We start from the raw sequence: 17,382 nt of genomic DNA on the forward strand, positions 1-17,382 counted from the left end.
GGGGGCCTCCCATGAATGGAAAGCCCCCCGGCACATTCACACGCGTTTGTTACCGATCAGGTCTTACTTAAAGGTGGGATAAGCCGTATCCGTGGCTTTGGTCACCTTCATCTCGTCTTCGGCAGCCCAGTAGGGTGCCCGGGAAGCGGGCATGTTGGCCGGGTTGGAAGCATAGGTGTTCAGGTCGGCCACCAGGTCAGCAATCTCTGCGGGTTCGCTTTTGCTGCTGTACAGCCACTGATTTGACCAGAAATCGTACTGACCGTTCACGATGTTTTCCTTGGCGGCGGACACGCCCATCCAGTCCATGGCCTTCACGCCGGAAGCGCTGGCATCGGCATCGGCATAGCCCACGGCCCCGTCGGCGCTGGTGATGCAGGCCATTTCATCACCGGAGCCGGAGTTGAACCAAACTACCGGGGAGAAACCGAATGTATGAAGGAAATCAGTGGGTCGGACCTGAGACTGAAGAAGTCCAACATCACCCCTCATGACTGCGGCATCCAATGTGGCGTGTGTACCGGAACCGGCATGACGGAGGCAAACCACGATGGGCAGTGAACCTTCAGCACCAAACTCGTTCCAGTTGAGTACCTGACCGCTGAAAATGGAGGTGGCCATCAGACGGGTCATGTTGTCAAAGGGAACGTTCTCATTGGCGAAGAATCCGAAGGGAACCACGATGGGGCGGTAGGCGTAATAGTCATCGAGATCGATGGTGAAACCGGAGATATCGCGGTTGGTGGGGGCACCGCCATTGGGTCCCAGAAGGTCGCCGTTGCTTTTCTGGTTGAAGGTCTCGGCGGCCACGTCGGAGGCTCCGATGATGACGTCCTTGGGAACCACGCCGTTAACGGTGCCTTCAGCACCCACGGTACCCCAGGTGGTGTTGGTTTCGTCGGCCATCAGACGTTCACCGAGATCGCAGCCGGCAGCGGCGTCAGCAGAAGGGATATAGTCGTTGTTGTCCTGAACAGCCATGACGCCGTCGTAGGAGGCATTGTCCGTGTACCGGATAAAATAGTCATGGCCGTCGCCGTTGATGCCGTCGCCGGTCACACCGTTCACGCCCACGCTACCGGCGCACCAGGCGATACCGTGGTTTTTGCCGTTGATCTTGGCTTTGGCCACACGAATGTCGGCTCCGTCGCAGCCCTGGGCCGCCAGGAATTCCGGAGCCGCACTGGTCCAGAATTTGTACTGGGCTGAGGCACCATAAATATTAACGTTGTATTCGGCCGCGTTGGCGGCGGTGACCATGGCCATGAGGCAGGTGCCTGCAACGGCGGATTTTACGATTTTGCGTACCATTGTTCTACTCTCCTGTTGTTTTTGTTCGTTAGACCTACTTATTCGCGTCGTCCTGATGACGACCGGGTTTTCCATCGTATGATCGTGGGATGATCACGGGTTCCCGCCGCAGCCTTCGCATTCCTTTCATTGGGTTCATAACCCCTGCCCTTGGCGGCGTGCCTGAATCGCTAGCCCCGGCCGGTGTGAGCCGGATCATCCCGGTGTGACCGTTTGGCTTATCCGTTCAATCAGGCGTTCTTTCTGCGGATGCCGATCATGCCCAGAAGACCTGAGCTGAGAAGAATCAGGGAACCGGGCAGGGGCACTTCGGGGGTGGTGCCGGGGTTGAGCAGAACACCGCCGTCAGCCATGATACGGATTACGGCATTGGGAGCATTCCCACCAGCAAGGCCGGCTTGGTTATTGAACAAATCGTAAGCATAAAGATTCAAATCAGCATAGCCGAGGGTTTCCAGTGTGGCCAAGTTAACTTCTGAACGATAATTCCCAGAACCATTAAGAGCAGCGAAAGTCCCGGGGGCATTTGATGCTCTATTGAGCTTGTTATCGTAAGAATTGATGTCAGTTGAAGCAATCACAGCATACTGTTCGCCAAAATTACTGTCCCCATAACCAGTCAAACCAGTGTCAGCAGTTGCAGCGAAAAAATTCATGACCATATTCGTAGAAGGCGCAGGTGAAATTGTTTCAGTCATAGCCATATACATCTGATACGTATTTGTCGCGGTGTTCATCAATCCACCCCAAGCCGCTGCGCTCAGATCGCTCCAACTGTCCACGTTGTCACCAAATTTGTCCAGAGTAACGGTACCGGCCTGTGCCAGAACCACATTAGATGCCGTGTTCTGAGAAAGGGCAAGGGCGTCACCCAGATCCACGCCAAGATCCATGTCATTTTCATTGTACACGCTGAGAATCAGCTTGCCTTGTTCAAAATAGGCGAAAGCCGGGCCACTGAAGGCGGTGACGGTCAGAAGCATGGTCAAACCTAACAAGATTTTTTTCATGGTCGTTCTCCTTTTTTCTAATCAAATCAAAGTGTGTTTATCAATTTACAAGCCAATATACAGAAGCGTTTTCTTTTACGTGAACTGAGTTGTGTTATCATGACTCCACCCTGGCCTTGCCAGGGATGTGTTTTTTGATTCCGGGCGGCTTATGCCGTTTGCTCGCTCTATCGCACCACCTCCTTCCTGTTCTGCTCCGGGCAAGAAAAAAAGCCCGAAACGGGACCGTATCGAGGGTCCGGTTCCGGGCTTCCTGGTGCTTGAATCAAGTCATCGAAGTACCCGTTTAATTTTTTTATGGAATTCCGGCCCGAGGGAGTGACCGGCTGCCATGTCGCTTTGTTGGGACCGAATTTAGTGGGGCCGTGTTTGGAAAATGTGAGCGTAAAGATAAGATTGTGTTAATGATCTCGGGGAAAAAAAGGCAGGGCCGAGGCCCTGCCTTTTTCAAACAAAACCCGAAGAGGAGGTCAGGCTTTGGAGATGATTTTCTTTCGGCCGAAACCGGCAAAGCCCACCAGGCCCATGCCCAGAAGAATCATGGTGGCGGGTTCGGGAACCGGGGCGGCCTCGTTGTAGGCCACGGTCAGATGGGATATGGCCGGCTGATTTTTTTCTTTGGGGGTCAACAGATGGGACGTGGTCCATCTTCCTTCGGTCATGACGGGATCGAGATAATACACGGCATATTCGCCGGCACCCTTGACCACGAAAAAGGATACACCTGTCAAGGAATCGGAGGCCGTGAGGGACCAGGTTCCCGTTTTTTGGTCGTCGTCAGCCTGAACGGTCAGAGCCCCTGTGGACGAGGAGTCGTCTTTTCCCGTTGTCATGGAATAGTCCGGTACCGATCGATCAAGATAATAAGCGAGCAGGCCCCGCAACGACTCGTAACCCTGAACGGCATCATTCCCTTCAACGGTACCAATATAATATCCGCTCCAGCTCACTCCCGCATACCCTCCGAAGGCTGTGCTGTAATTCCCTGCAGTCGCGCGGTTATACACCTTATATCCATTGATTTCTTTGACCTGTCCATCGTTATTTATCAGCGGCAAGGCGTCAACGCGGATACACAGGCCCGCGAGCATGAGTAAAATAAAAACCGCTTCTTTTTTCATGACAACTCCTTGTTGTAACAGACCGAATCATCGCCTCACCGGGTCCTCCCGGCATGATGGGTAACAATGTCATCGATTGTTTGCATAAAGCAGACCACCTTTCAAAACTTCTATATAATGACAAATACAAATAAAAACAGATAATTGAATATTTTTAAAACCTACCGGCCGGTCAAATTGTAAAACAAACTTCACAGCCCGATATGGAAATGCATGTCCCATGATGTAACATTTGACAAACCGAATCCTCCCGTGATATTGGTTGGGCCAATTAAACGATTAAGGAAGCATCATGACCAGACGGCTGCACGAACAGATTGTGGAGATCATCGGGGGGATGATTGAATCGGGCGACCTTTCCGGGGGGGACAGACTCCCTCCGGAAAGGAAGCTTGCCGACACCTATCAGGTGTCCCGGAACACGGTCCGGGAAGCCATCAAGACCCTCACTGAAAAAAAGATCCTGTACAGCATTGTGGGCTCCGGCACCTACGTGGCCGAGGCGGCCCGCGACATTCTCCGAACGTCCATCGACGAGGCCCTCGAACAGAAAAAGCACCGGATCAGCGATATTTTCGAGCTCCGACGTATCCTTGAACCCCAGATCGCGGCCCTGGCGGCCCAGCGTGTCGGCCCGGACGACATCACGGCCCTGGCTGACACCCTCTCCATGCAGGAAAAGGCCCTCAGGCGGAATGAAAGTACCCGGGAATGGGACGAGCGGTTTCACCGGCTTCTTGCCCGGGCCACGGGCAACACGGTCTTGCTGCATGTTTACGAAAAGCTTCAGGACCTGTTCTTCGAAAGCCGGGCCGACGACCTTCAGAGCCAGGAGCGCAAAAACGTGTCCCTGGCCCTTCACCGTGCCATCTTCGAGGCGGTCCGCGACGGAGAGCCGGACAAGGCCGCCCGAAAAATGAACAGGCACATGACCCGGATCCAGAAGACCATGGACCGAATCAAAGAAAAAAAACAGCGGCAGAAATAAGGATACATCATGACGTGGATTGCATCATACGTGGCTTTAGGGGCCGTGGCCGGAGTGCTGGCCGGGCTTCTGGGCATCGGCGGGGGGCTTGTTATCGTTCCCTTCCTGACCTTCATGTTCACGGCCCAGGGGTTCGCCCCGGACTACATCGTCCACATGGCCCTGGGAACCTCCCTTGCCAGCATCATCTTCACCTCGATGTCCAGCGTCAGGGCTCATCATAAACGGGGCGCCGTTGTCTGGCCCGTGGTGTTCCGAATCACGCCGGGCATCATCGCCGGATCCCTTTTCGGAACCGTCTTGGCGGCCCAGCTGTCCACCGCCGTGCTCAAAGGGTTTTTCAGCGCCTTTTTATATTACGTGGCCACTCAGATGCTGATCGGCATCAAGCCCAAACCCTCGCGGTCCACCCCGAAAACCGCCGGCATGTTCGCCGCCGGGGGGACCATCGGCATCTTTTCCAGCCTCGCGGGTATCGGCGGCGGCACCCTGACCGTGCCCTTCCTCGTCTGGTGCAACACCGTCATGCACCAGGCCATCGGCACGGCCGCAGCGGTGGGGTTTCCCATCGCCATCGCGGGCACGGCGGGTTACATCGCAAACGGCCTTTCCGTGGCCGAGGCTCTGCCGGGCAACACCCTGGGTTTCATTCATCTGACGGCGCTTGCGGGCATCGTGGCGGCCAGTGTACTCACCGCCCCGATCGGCGCATGGCTGGCCCACCGCCTGCCCGTGGACAAACTCAAGAAAATATTCGCCTGCCTTTTGTACCTTCTGGCCACGCGGATGCTGGTATCCCTGTTTTAAGGGCTTCGAAACGTCCGATCTCTGCCTTGCGCGTCATCCCTCGGTCTTCGCAAGCCTTGATTCTAACATTATACGAAGCCGTCTTAATCACTCCAGCCGCAGATAATCCAGGAACAGCTCTTTTTTTTCAGGAGGATCGACCAGGAAAAACACCAGGGCATAGATGGTCCCAAGGTCAAGCGGTCGGCCCGACGGGGTTTTCAGGCTGTGGAGGTCAAAGCGGAGATGGTTCAGGCCGGGGGACAGGACCTGACTGCCGTTGAAGCGGTCCGCGTAGTCCGGGGCGTCGGGCCGGTCGTCGATGCGCACCGCAAAGCGGAGCTCGCCCTGGGATGGGGGGTTGTATACATCAAGGGCCAGGGTGTCGAAGCGCCGCCAGTTTCGGGGCATGGTTTTGATCGATGTTCCCGGATAGGCTGACGGATAAAAACCGATGTTAAGGGCGCACGTGCCATGGCTTGCATGGTCCTGTGACAGGGCAAAAAGGGTCCGGCATTTCCAGTGAAGAGCCGACAGGTCCGCATCGGTTTCAAAATCGTTGATGATCAGGGGGCCGGACGGCTCACGGCATCCTCCGCAGATCGGAACCGCCGGAAGCAGCAACAAAAGACAGGCCAGCGATAATCGGTTCATGCTTCTCCCCCGCATCAGAAAATAAATACCGTGATTTCCGGTCGACAGAACAGCCGAAAAGGCAGATGGCTGGTGCCCAGCCCCCGGCTCACGTACAGGCGATGATCGCCCCGACGATACATGCCCTTGTTGTACCGGGCGTTCTTCTCATAACCCAGAAACCGCCAGACCCGGGCCGGAAGATAGAGCTGGCCGCCGTGGGTGTCGCCGGCCAGCATCAACACAGCCCCCTCATCGCCGAGCATGTCGAACAAAAGGGGGTCGTGACTCAAAACGATCAGCGGCCCGTCTCCTTGATATTTTCTGATAAACGTTCGGAGGTCGTCGTCACCGTCCGAGCCGTCCAGGCCGACTAAAGCAAGTGTGTTTCCGCCAACGGAGATATCGGCCCGCTGATTTTTGAGCATCCGCACCCCATGGGCCCGGGTCGGCTCGCCGGTTCCCGGTGCGTGGCAGAACAGGCAGCCGGCACGGGAATCGCTGTAATCATAATCCCCCATGACGCCGAAGACCCCCAGCGGAGCGTCAAGACGGGACAGAAAGGAAAGGGCCGGGGCCACATCCCCCTTCCAGGGGATGTAGTCACCGGTCAGCACGATCAGGTCGGGAGAAAGGTCTTTGACAATGGCCAGAACCTTTTGTTCCCGATAGCCCGACCGGGCCATGTGAAGGTCGCTCAGGTGAACCAGGGTTTTCCCCCGGAGCACACCTTCAAGTGCGCTTGACGGCATGGTCACCCGGGTCACCTCAGGATGAAAGGTTTCCCAAAACCCCCAGGCCAGGATCAGGACAAAGCCGCCGATCAACACAGACAGTATCGTTTTCATGGGTCGTTTTCCGCCGTTCTTGACACGATCGTAATGGATGATGACTGTCTTCTATCGTCTCGGTGCGTTCCGGGCAAGCAAAAATAAACGGCCCCGCTCCAAGCGGGCGGGGTATTGGGACCAGGCAACCGCATGTCGCATTCGTCCACGTGCATGTTCACGTTCACGCGCACGAGCACGGCAGGCCGGACCGGCTCGACCCACGCCGGTTGAACCATCTGACGGCGGCGGTAAACCTGTCATCGGCCGGCATCGTGAACGTGCGCGTGCTCGTGACCGTAAACGTGAACGGCATGAATCCGCCCCGCTGGAAGAGACCCATGTGTTTTATCGATCATACAGGCGATTTTATAGGTATTGGAACTCCTTTTAAAAATATTTCATCCCGTCATGCAACCCTGGCCGGCTTCACATTATCTGCCCGTTAAGAGATCATCAAGGTTGATGGCGGCGGGAATATGGGGTATGGTTTCCGGCATAACGCGCCAAACCGTTACACCACACACAAGGACACACGAGCACACCGTGAACATCATCAACCGCTACATCGCCAGAGCCTGCTTCACCTACCTGTTTCTCATTCTCGGGGTGGTGCTTTCCCTGTTTATCACCATCGAATACCTGTCGAGGACGGGGCGGTTCATCAACCAGGGCATGAGCCTCATGGACGGGTTCGGATTCGTCCTGCTCCAGACCCCCTTCGTGTTCGGTCTGATCCTTCCGGTGGGCTGCATTCTCGCTCCCATCGCGGCCTTCGGTCTGATGAAACGGAACAACGAACTGGTGGCGCTCCAGAGCGGCGGCGTCAGCCTTTATGCCCTGGTCAAACCCGTGGCGGCCTGCGGGGTAATACTGGGCCTCCTGTCGTTTTTCACGGCGGAAACGCTCATTCCGATCACCATCGGCAAAGCCAACGAGATCAAACGGATCCTGCGCAACAAAAACGTGAAAACCACCCGCGACAACAAAATCTGGCTCAAGGAAGATCAGCGCATTCTTTACATCGATTATTACAACGCGGCCAAACAGACCCTTTCCGGACTGACCCTCTTTGACATGGGTGACGGTTTCCAGCTGGTTCGACGGCTCGATGCCCGGTCGGCCCGGTTTGTCGACGGCTCCTGGGTCCTGAAAGAGGCACTTGAACTTCGCCTGAACCCGGAAACCCGGGGCTACGATTCCCTTGTTTACGCAAAAAAAACGGAGGATATCGGTATTCGTCCCGATGACCTCAAACGGGTGATCAAGGATTCAGAGGAAATGAGCATCCGGGACATTTACCGGTATGTGAGCCGTGTGGAATCCGAAGGTTACGACGCATCGTACTACAAGGTCGACATGTTCGGCAAAACCGCCGTGCCCTTCACCTGCCTGTTCATGACCCTGATGGGCGCGGGCATCGTGCTGGCCCGCCGGAAAAAAGACGCCATTGCCACCAACATCGCCATGGGCACGGGCATCGCCTTCATTTTCTGGTTTTTCAACAGCTTCTGCATGTCTCTGGGCTATGCCGGTCTTCTGCCCGCCGTGTTCGCCGCCTGGCTGGGCAATCTTCTGTTTGCCTGCGTGTGCGGCATCGTGCTGATCAACGCCGAATAAACCCCAATGATAATGGTCCTGTCATGATCACTTCCGCTTACCCGTCGGTGGTGGTGCTCCCGGAAACGGCCCCGCATCCACCGACCATCCTTGATTTTCTCGAGATCCGGTTCCCCGGTATCAGCCGGGCCATGTGGGCGGCACGCATGGACCGGAGCATGGTCCTCGATGCGTCGAACCGGCCGATCCGCAATGACAGCCCCTACGTTCCAGGCAAAAAGGTGTTCTACTTCCGGGAAGTCGAAACGGAACCAAGGGTTCCCTTCGAGGCTCACGTGCTTCATGCCGACGACCATCTGATGGTGGTCTGCAAGCCCCATTTCCTGCCGGTGATCCCTTCGGGGCCCTATGTGAACGAATGCCTGCTCAACCGGCTGAAAACCGAAACCGGCAATCCCCACCTCACACCGGTCAACCGGCTCGACCGGGACACGGCGGGCCTGGTGGTGGTGTCCGTTTGTCCGGAAACGCGATCCCTCTACCATGATCTGTTCATGGGCGGCCGGGTGATGAAAACCTACCAGGCGATCAGCCACCTCACCCGCCATCCCACCCAACGGAAATGGGTGGTGGAAAACAGACTTGTTCCGGGTGAGCCATTTTTCCGCATGACCATCGGAGAAGGACCTCCCAACGCACGGACCCGTATCGTTCTTGAGAAAACCGCGGACACCAGGGCCTCGTTCACGCTGATCCCCGACACCGGGAAAAAGCACCAGCTTCGGCTTCATTTAAGCAGCCTGGGTTTCGGCATCGTGAACGATCGCACTTACCCGGACCTGCTGCCCGAAGCGCCGCCCGATTTCGACAAGCCCCTCCAGCTTCTGGCCCGAAGCCTTTCCTTCACCGACCCGGTCTCCGGTCGGCATCATGTCTTTAAAAGTCCGCGCACCCTGTCCGAAGACTGGTGACACGGTCATTCCCGGTAAAGGGTTTTAAGCAGCCGGATTTCGTCGGCGTATCCGTCGATCTCGTTGGGGGTTTCCAGGTAGAAGGGAAGGTGTTTAAGGGCCGGATGGTTGATGATCCGGGCAAAGGCGTCAAGTCCCAGGCTGCCATGGCCGATTTTTTCGTGGCGGTCCTTGCGGCTGCCCATGGGATGTTTGCTGTCATTGAGATGGATGGCGCACAATCGGTCAAGCCCGACGACCCGGTCAAATTCCGCCAGAACCCCATCCAGATCCCCCACAATGTCATACCCCGCGTCATGCACATGGCAGGTGTCCAGGCAGACGCCCATCAGGGGGGTGAGGGTCACCCGGTCCAGGATCTCACGAATCTCTTCGAAACGCCCGCCCACCTCGCTGCCCTTGCCCGCCATGGTTTCCAAAAGCACGCGGGTTGACTGCTTTTCGCTTAATACCGTGTTGAGCAGGTCGGCGATCTTCCGGATCCCCTCTTCCATCCCCTGCCCCACATGACTGCCCGGATGGAAATTATAGGCGTTTCCCGGCGTGTACTCCATCCGTTTCAGATCATCGGCCATGACCTCGTGGGCAAAGGCCCTGATTCGGTCATCGGCCGCGCAGGCATTCATCGTATAGGGCGCATGGGCGAGAATGGCGGCAATGCCCTCCCGTTCGGCAAAGGCCCTGAACGCTAACGCATCCAAAGGATCAAGTGCCTTGGCCTTCGCCCCCCTGGGATTCCGGGTAAAAAACTGAAAGGTGTTGGCCCCGATGGCCCGGGCCGTCTTCCCCATGGCAAGATACCCCTTGGATGACGATAAATGACAGCCGATCATGAGCATGCGTTTCCCCCTTTTTTTTCGAGACCATCACAATTCCACGGCCACCCTATCATATTCTCCCCGTGAGTTGGGCATGGTTCTTCAGGGCCTGATGTTTTTTAACAGCCGTCATATTCTCTCTTGACAAACGGTCGGGTTCGGTTTAGCACTATCTAAAAAGTATATAGCCACACTATATACGGTATCCATTGACATTATTATCTTCCAACCATTCCGATGGCATGAGCGTAAGAGTTTTGGCCTCCATTGGAAGGTGAATTTTTTATTCATTTATTTAACGTTATGGGGTAAAAACATGAAACTAGACGACGTAAAATCAATCACCATTCTCGGGTCCGGAGCCATGGGCCATGGCATCGCCCAGGTCTGCATCGACGCGGGCTTCAACGTGATCATGCGGGACATCAAACAGGAATTCATCGACAACGGCGTGGCGAAAATCAAGGAAAGCCTGGCCTTTCTGGTCGCCAAGGGCAAAAAGACCCAGGAAGACATGGACGCCGCCATGGCCCGGCTGACCACCACCACCGATATCAAAGAAGCCCTCAAAGGCGCCAAGCTGGTCATCGAAGCGGTTCCGGAAATCATGGATCTCAAGAAATCCGTATTCAAGGAAGTGGCAGGCCTGGTGGACGAGGACGTGATCATCGCCACCAACACCTCGACCATGAGCATTTCCGAAATCGCCACCGTGGTCAACAATCCGGCCCGGTTCGTGGGCATGCACTTCTTCAACCCGGTCAACCGGATGAAGCTGGTGGAAATCATCTACGGTGAAAAAACCTCCGACGAGACCGTGGAACTGCTCTGCGAGGTGTCCCGCAAATACAACAAGGTACCCATCAAGGTTCTCAAGGACCGCCCCGGTTTCATCGTCAACCGCATCAGCGCCCCCAACCAGGCCTTCATCAGCGCCATGCTGGATTCCGGCAAAATCGTTCCCGACCAGGTGGACACCACCATGAAGGCCGTGGGCCAGAAGATGGGCCCCTTCGAGCTGGCGGACTTCGTAGGCATCGACGTGTTTTCCCACACCCTGGAATACTATTCGCAAACCCTGTCCAAGGAATTCAAGCCGGGAAAATTTTTGACCGACAAAATGGCCAAAAACGAACTGGGCATGAAAACCGGCAAGGGCATCTACGAATGGAAAGACGGCAAGGCCGTGGTGGACAGTTCCAAGCCCAGTGAGGGTGTGGGCCCCATGGAATTCGCCGCCATCCAGATCAACGAGGCCGTCCGAGTGTTCAAGGAAGGCATCGCCCAGTCCACCAAAGACATTGACGACGCGGTGAAATTCGGCATGAACGCCTTTATCGGACCCTTCGAACTGGGGGCCAACATCGATCCCAAGCAACTGACCGACACGCTGAACAAACTGTCCGACCAGTTCGGCCTGTCCATCCTCAAGCCCGAACCGGAAATCGTGGACGGATCGTTCAAGACCCTGGGCAAATAAAACCCCGGAAATCACAAACAGCAAGACACCCGGTCAAACACAACACCCCCGCATCGGCATGCCGATGCGGGGGTGTCTGTTTTAATGATATTGGGTTCAATATGGATATGGATTTGGTCTTGTCGATGTGTCTTTAAGACAACGGGCTTTCCCTTGTGGGAAAGCCACGCGTTAATTGACCACCCGTTCGCTGCGCTCTCTGAAGATCACGAAGGGCCACGAAGAAAAATCTCTCTGTACGCCCTTCTTCGTGGGCTTCGTGTCCTTCAGTGAGCAACGCGAACGGGTGGTTTAACCATGGAAAGGCCAGCTCCATGGTTTTTTGCTTCCAGATCGTTCAAACCTGACGCAAAACAGGGCACGTTTGGGGGGCAATTTTTTTCTCCGAGACCCTTACTTTTCGATCGTTTCGAGCGGTTCCAGACGTTCGCATTCGCTAAAGATCCGGACGGAACACGTCCGGCAGATCTCCCGGTCAAGGCCTGAAAAAATTGTGGCGATGGCCTCGAATTCCGTGGGAAAGATCCGCGAACGGGGAAGATGGGCCTTGAATCCGAAATGGGTCAGAAAATCTTCAACCTCGGGATTGATCCGGCACAGATAAAGGATTTTATTCATTTTCAGTCGCCGGTGGGCCTCCTGACTGAGCATCATTGCTCCGGCGATATCGATGAAATTGATGCCGTATCCGACAATCAGCAGATGACGGGGATCAGCCTCGTCCAGATCTTCAAGAAAGGCGGAAACGTGGTTGGCCGCCCCGAAAAAAAGGGAGCCGTCAATGCGGAGGATTGTCATCTGGGGGCATGAGGCCGCCTGGTCCCCGTCAATCTCCCGAAGCCGCCGCCGGGCGTCCTCGGGATCCGGTGTCATGACCGAGATGCGGGGATGGGCGGTCCGGGTCAGATAGATGGCCAGCGACAAAAGAACCCCGGTGTAGACGGCGAACTCCAGCTCGAAAAACAAGGTGCCGAAAAAGGTGACCGACAAAACCAGGGTCTCGGCCCGACTTACGGTGACGATCTCCCGGATGTGCCTGACATCGATCAGCCGGACCGCCACCGCCAGAATCACTCCGCCCATGGCCGACAGGGGCAGCCAGGCCGTCAGGGGGGCGACCGCCAGAACGATCAGAGCGAGAAAGCCTGCGGAAAAAATGCCCGAAAGCGGGGTGACGGCCCCGGAATCGTAATTCAGGCTGGACCGTGTGAACGAGCCCGAGCTTGCGTAGGACGAAAAAAAACTTCCCACCAGGTTGGACAGCCCCTGCCCGACAAACTCCTGATTGCCGTTGATGTGCTGCCGGGACAACACCGTGACGGACCTGGCGATGGACAGGGCCTCGATAAGCCCCAGCATGGCGATGGCCAGGGCGCCGGGGGCCAGGGTCCGAAGGGTTTCCAGGCTCAGATCCGGCGACGACAACGGCGGCAGGGTTCCGGACAACTCCCCCAGCACCTTCATGCCGTGGGCCTGTCCGTCTATCAGAATGCCCACAGCGCTTCCCGCAACAAGGGCGATCAGAAGACCGGGCCATCGGGGCCGCCAGGCTTTGAGCCCGAACGCGATGAAAAGGGTCACCAGGGCCACGGTGAGTTCATACCCGTTGATGCGGGCGGCGGACCCTAAAATGATCGTCAAGCTTCCCAGAAACGACGTGCCTCCGGGAATTGTAATGCCCAGGGCATACTTGAGCTGTCCCACGGCGATCAGACAGGCGGCGCCGGCGGTAAATCCCACAATCACCGAATGGGACACAAAATTCGTCACCGTACCCAGCCGGGCCAGACCAAAAGCCAGCTGAAAGACACCGGCCATGAAGGTCAGGGTCAGGGCCAGCCTGATATAGGCCGCCGTCCCCGGCTCGGCCAGGGGGCTCAAGGTGGTGAACACCACAATGGAAATGGCGGTGGTGGGCCCGGAAATCAGATGGCGGGACGACCCGAACAGTGCCGCTATGACGGGCGGAACCATGGCCGTGTAGAGGCCGTATTCGGACGGCAGACCGGCCACCATGGCGAAGGCCACGCCCTGGGGCAGTACGATGAAGGCACCGGTGAGACCGGCCAGAAAATCCGCCCGCATCGATTGAACCGTCAGGGTTTTTCCCCAGGCGAGGAAGGGGAACAGCCGGACACCCAGGGGCATCCTGCGACCGGAAAACAAGGTGTTTGGCGAGGATGTCATCGCATAATCCGCCCGTTACGGGATATAACAGTCCAGGGTAAACCGGAACACCGTGCCCTCTTCCGCCGACGTGGTGAACGACACGGTTCCGCCGAGCATTTTTTCCCCGAAGAGTTTCATCGAATAGGTTCCGAGGCCCCGGCCCTGATCGTTTTTCGTACTGAAATGACGCTGGAATATCCGCCGGGCCACCCCCTCGGGTATTTCTTTTTTGTTCCACACACACATCGACAGCGATGACCCGTTCTGTTCGGCCCACAGCTTCACGCGGTCGCCGCGATCGCCGGCTTCCAGGGCATTGATCACCATATTGGAGAGCACCCGGGATAAGAGGACCGCATCCGTCCGGATACGCACATCCGGCAGATGCTGCGGCCAGTCCAAATGCTTCCCCTGTGCCGCCGGATGATTGGCGAAAAAGTCGCTGAGTTCGCCGATCACCTCATTCAGGCTGTAATCGGCAAAGGAAGGTTCGTAATCCGACGTCCCCACCCGCGACAAGCATCGCTGAATGGCCATTTCCTTGAACAGACGGAAGGATACCTGATGGATGATCCGGGCCAGCCTGGACGGAGAGTCCATGAGCAGCATCTCACTGGCGCCGGACAGGGCGCTAAGCATATTGTTGATGTCATGAAAAAACATCCGCTCAATGGCGTCCTGCTGCTGCCTGCGCGTAATGTCCTGAAGAAACAGAAGAAGAAACCGCCGTCCCTCGATGTCCACGGGCTGGGATCGGACCGAAAGAGCCAGATCCATGGGCTCATCGTTTTGGCGAATCCTGAGGGCGCACGTGCGCTCCACCGGCTCGTTCAGCCCCAGACTGGACACGATGGCGATGGCCGCCCCGCAGGTCGAGCAATACTGCGAGGTGCCGCAGCCTCCCGGCTCCAGGTCCGCATACACGCACCCCACCGCCTCTCCGGGACGAAGCCCCAGGGTTTCGGCGGGATTCGCAATCCCCAGAAAATCGAGAAACGCATCGTTGACCGCCACAATCTGGCGATGTTCGTCAAGAACGGCGATCAGGCCGCTGATGATGCGCAGCAGGCCGGTCATGACGGGGTCCGTGCTCACCTGTTCAATGGCCCGGTCCAGAGCCTCCCGGTCCGCCCGTTCGGCGGGCGCGAAATAGGTTTTCATGCAGTCCTCAATCGGTCAGATCGGAAATGGACGCCCCGGTTTTTCAGCATGTCCCGGCAGAACGCAACGCGACCAGGGCAGGATGGATACAATCGTTTAATTGTTTCCCCGATTTTGGCAAGAAAAGACAAAAAAATCAACCCGTGATATTGCGCCGTTCAAAAAACGGGACGGTCAGCGGGTTTAAGGCATCGGACGATCATAGCCGAAACAGGCCAGTTCGTATCGGTAGCGCGTTTCAACCAGCGCCAGGGCGGCTTCGTCGTAATAGTCACATACCGGGATGCTGCGGTCCCGGATTCCGGCCTTGAGCACAGGGATGTCATGGGGGGCGAAGGGCAGGTCGAGACGTTCGCAGACGGCTCTTATATCGTCCTTCAGATGTTCATAGCGGATAACCTGATCCAGGGCCAGGCGGCCGTCGATCAGGTAGGTATCCCGATCAAAGGCCGGATCCAGATCACGGAGCCAGATCCGGAACTGATCGATCAGAACGTCTTTCTGATGGGTTTTATCGCCGCCTTTGACCGTTTCCGGAGGCCTCATCCGGTGAAAAAAATGAAAGGCCGACACCAGCTTGTCGAAGGGATTTCTGACCACACAGAATTTGAAATACCGCTGCCAGACGTCCTCACCGAGCAGAAGGCGAATATCCTTGGCAGGCATGTGATTCCACCAGGTCTTTTCACCACGGCGCACACTGCCCCGGTAGCCGATGATACCCGCCGGAGAGATGGTTTCCGCCCGGCCGTGGGAAAAGGTCCAGGCTCCCTCGGGCAGGCAGTATTTCTCGAAATACACTTCCACCGATGTCCCGGCGGTCTTCCGGGTCTTGGTGTAGATAAACTGTTTTCGATGGCTGACGAGCACATTCTCCTCGTATTTTTATCGAACAACGGCCCCAAGGTCTTATGGCAGCGTGCGGTCCACAAAGTGGTCGATCCGGGCCAGCATCTCCGCAAAATAGGGATTCCAGGTCAGACGACGGACGTGACGGCTTTTTTTGAATGACCGCAGGAGTTCTCCGTAATACACCTCAGAGGGCGGCACATCCGTATCGTCCTGCCTGAGCAGGGGATGGGGCGAATACACATAATCGCCGTCTTTTCCGTAATGAGGGTCCGTGGGCGGCACGATCAGGGACATGTGGGAAAAGGACAAAATCCGCAATTGGGGAACCCGGCTGTCGACCACCGCAACCCGGCCCGACACATCCTGAGGGAACCGGTCCGGGAAACAGGTGTAGACGATCATTTGGCTGAGATCCGACGAGCATCTTTGCCGAAACACATCCATGGTCCGGTCCGAATCCACGGTGATGTCCTGATCGCTGAGGGCTGCGAACACCGGAACGGTGAGGGCCTCCGTTTCGGAAAGAAGACGGCCCACCTGCCGCGTGAGGGCATACACCTGCCCCACGGCGTGGGACGGCAGGGAATCGTAACGGGCATAATCCTTTTCGGGCTGTTTGAGCAGCCACTTCGGGCAAAGAAAGGTATCGGCCAGAAAGGCGAAGGGTGTCCGAATGCCGATGGCCGGGGCGAACAGCACAAGCCCCGCGATATCGCTCTGGGTCAGTGCCAGGTGCAGGGCAAGGGCGCCGCCGGTGGAAAACCCGCCGACATAAAGGCGGTCAACCCGTCCGGCCAGGCGATGGGCCCCGTACTCAGCCGCCCGGACCCAGTCGGTCCAGGACACCGCCGTCAGATCACCGGGTACCGTGCCGTGTCCGGGAAGCAGAAGGGTTCGGACCAGAAAGCCCCGGGCCGCGAAATGGGCGGCCAGGGCGTTCATCTGGTAGGGGGAATCGGCCAGGCCGTGAATCAGGAGGATTCCGGCCCGGGGCCGTCCCGTTTCTGGGCCGATCTCAAAGGGGGTGTTGGCGTCGATGATCCGGTCGCGCTCTGCGCCGCCCAGATCCACCCGGCCCGCCTCGATCATGGCCCGGCAGTCGGCGATGTATTCGGCATAGGGCCGGTCGAACGGCACCGAAAACCCGCCGTTCACCCCGCTGACATCATACGGCCCCCGGGCCGTGGCCGGATTAGCGATCATCATCATGACCAGAAGAAGACATCCCCGGATCATGGCGCTGCGGGGGCGGAAACTTCGTCCGGAACCGTCAGGGGTTTTCCCTGCGTTCCGGCGTAGAACACAACGATCACCGCCGGCCGGTCCCCGTCGTTTCTCCCGTAATGCGGAGTATTGACCACCTCGACAATGGCCTCACCGGATCTCAGGTGAAGGGTCTGATTGTTGTCGGTGATCACGGTCAACTCACCGCTTAACAGCACACCGGCATTGATCACGGGGTGATGGTGCAACGGCAGCGTCGTCCCCGGCGGGATCGTGATCCGGAGCATCGTGATCTCCGGCGTCCCGGAAGGGTAAGGCGGCAACGCCTGCCCGTCCCAGCTCTGCCCCGTTTTCGCCAGCACCTCGCTGGTCACCCCACCTGCCTGCAGGGCGAAGGCCTGGGTCCACAGCATCAGAATCAACCCGAGCACGATTATGGCTTGTTTCATAACGACCATCCTTTTTCGGTTA

The 17,382-nt window shown here is 57.1% G+C and carries 16 protein-coding genes; 5 read left to right on the plus strand and 11 right to left on the minus strand.

Features of this window, described 5'->3' with window-relative positions; all coding sequences use genetic code 11:
* Positions 1-63: 63 nt before the first annotated feature.
* The 3 genes from ACYQ11_RS07235 to ACYQ11_RS07245 form a co-directional block, all read right to left on the minus strand.
* The gene (locus ACYQ11_RS07235; protein ID WP_459923095.1) at positions 64-1,311 is read right to left on the minus strand and encodes a substrate-binding domain-containing protein; all 1,248 of its coding nucleotides are present in this window, start codon (positions 1,309-1,311) and stop codon (positions 64-66) included.
* A gap of 230 nt (positions 1,312-1,541) precedes the next feature.
* The gene (locus ACYQ11_RS07240) at positions 1,542-2,321 is read right to left on the minus strand and encodes a PEP-CTERM sorting domain-containing protein (RefSeq protein ID WP_459923096.1); all 780 of its coding nucleotides are present in this window, start codon (positions 2,319-2,321) and stop codon (positions 1,542-1,544) included.
* A 470-nt stretch (positions 2,322-2,791) separates the two neighbouring features.
* Positions 2,792-3,442 carry a PEP-CTERM sorting domain-containing protein gene (locus tag ACYQ11_RS07245; protein ID WP_459923097.1) on the minus strand — a complete coding sequence of 217 codons (651 nt, stop codon included), beginning with the start codon at positions 3,440-3,442 and terminating at the stop codon, positions 2,792-2,794.
* Positions 3,443-3,734: 292 nt separating this feature from the next.
* On the opposite strand from ACYQ11_RS07245, the gene ACYQ11_RS07250 reads away from it, so the two are divergent.
* Together ACYQ11_RS07250 and ACYQ11_RS07255 are read left to right on the plus strand one after the other, a co-directional pair.
* Positions 3,735-4,430 (plus strand): FadR/GntR family transcriptional regulator, encoded by a 696-nt coding sequence (locus tag ACYQ11_RS07250; protein ID WP_459923098.1) that lies wholly within the window; start codon positions 3,735-3,737, stop codon positions 4,428-4,430.
* 9 nt (positions 4,431-4,439) lie between these two features.
* On the plus strand, positions 4,440-5,237 hold the full coding sequence (locus ACYQ11_RS07255) for a sulfite exporter TauE/SafE family protein (protein WP_459923099.1): 798 nt from the start codon (positions 4,440-4,442) through the stop codon (positions 5,235-5,237).
* A gap of 87 nt (positions 5,238-5,324) precedes the next feature.
* On the opposite strand, the gene ACYQ11_RS07260 is transcribed toward ACYQ11_RS07255, so the two are convergent.
* Both ACYQ11_RS07260 and ACYQ11_RS07265 read right to left on the minus strand, forming a co-directional pair.
* Positions 5,325-5,870: a hypothetical protein gene (locus ACYQ11_RS07260; RefSeq protein ID WP_459923100.1), complete on the minus strand. Its 546-nt coding sequence runs from the start codon at positions 5,868-5,870 to the stop codon at positions 5,325-5,327.
* 14 nt (positions 5,871-5,884) lie between these two features.
* The gene (locus ACYQ11_RS07265) at positions 5,885-6,697 is read right to left on the minus strand and encodes a metallophosphoesterase (protein WP_459923101.1); all 813 of its coding nucleotides are present in this window, start codon (positions 6,695-6,697) and stop codon (positions 5,885-5,887) included.
* Between the two features lie 525 nt (positions 6,698-7,222).
* On the opposite strand from ACYQ11_RS07265, the gene lptG reads away from it, so the two are divergent.
* Both lptG and ACYQ11_RS07275 read left to right on the plus strand, forming a co-directional pair.
* Positions 7,223-8,296 carry an LPS export ABC transporter permease LptG gene (gene lptG / locus ACYQ11_RS07270; protein WP_459923102.1) on the plus strand — a complete coding sequence of 358 codons (1,074 nt, stop codon included), beginning with the start codon at positions 7,223-7,225 and terminating at the stop codon, positions 8,294-8,296.
* Positions 8,297-8,319: 23 nt separating this feature from the next.
* The gene (locus tag ACYQ11_RS07275) at positions 8,320-9,207 is read left to right on the plus strand and encodes a pseudouridine synthase (protein WP_459923103.1); all 888 of its coding nucleotides are present in this window, start codon (positions 8,320-8,322) and stop codon (positions 9,205-9,207) included.
* A gap of 5 nt (positions 9,208-9,212) precedes the next feature.
* Here ACYQ11_RS07275 and ACYQ11_RS07280 read toward each other — a convergent pair whose 3' ends face one another.
* Positions 9,213-10,046, minus strand: coding sequence for a deoxyribonuclease IV (locus ACYQ11_RS07280; RefSeq protein WP_459923104.1), 834 nt, complete (start codon positions 10,044-10,046; stop codon positions 9,213-9,215).
* A gap of 295 nt (positions 10,047-10,341) precedes the next feature.
* Between ACYQ11_RS07280 and ACYQ11_RS07285 the strand changes: the two genes are divergently transcribed.
* On the plus strand, positions 10,342-11,505 hold the full coding sequence (locus ACYQ11_RS07285; protein ID WP_459923105.1) for a 3-hydroxyacyl-CoA dehydrogenase: 1,164 nt from the start codon (positions 10,342-10,344) through the stop codon (positions 11,503-11,505).
* Between the two features lie 393 nt (positions 11,506-11,898).
* Here ACYQ11_RS07285 and ACYQ11_RS07290 read toward each other — a convergent pair whose 3' ends face one another.
* The 5 genes from ACYQ11_RS07290 to ACYQ11_RS07310 form a co-directional block, all read right to left on the minus strand.
* Positions 11,899-13,692, minus strand: coding sequence for a SulP family inorganic anion transporter (locus ACYQ11_RS07290; RefSeq protein ID WP_459923106.1), 1,794 nt, complete (start codon positions 13,690-13,692; stop codon positions 11,899-11,901).
* 15 nt (positions 13,693-13,707) lie between these two features.
* The gene (locus tag ACYQ11_RS07295; RefSeq protein ID WP_459923107.1) at positions 13,708-14,835 is read right to left on the minus strand and encodes a sensor histidine kinase; all 1,128 of its coding nucleotides are present in this window, start codon (positions 14,833-14,835) and stop codon (positions 13,708-13,710) included.
* 183 nt (positions 14,836-15,018) lie between these two features.
* A complete protein-coding gene (locus ACYQ11_RS07300; RefSeq protein WP_459923108.1) occupies positions 15,019-15,705 on the minus strand; it encodes a sulfotransferase family 2 domain-containing protein in 687 nt (228 codons plus the stop codon).
* Between the two features lie 39 nt (positions 15,706-15,744).
* Positions 15,745-16,896, minus strand: coding sequence for an alpha/beta hydrolase (locus ACYQ11_RS07305; protein WP_459923109.1), 1,152 nt, complete (start codon positions 16,894-16,896; stop codon positions 15,745-15,747).
* Between the two features lie 23 nt (positions 16,897-16,919).
* Complete coding sequence (locus ACYQ11_RS07310) at positions 16,920-17,360, minus strand: cupin domain-containing protein (RefSeq protein WP_459923110.1); 441 nt, start codon at positions 17,358-17,360, stop codon at positions 16,920-16,922.
* Between the last annotated feature and the right edge of the window lie 22 nt (positions 17,361-17,382).

The sequence above is a fragment of the Desulfatiferula olefinivorans genome (genome assembly GCF_054657895.1).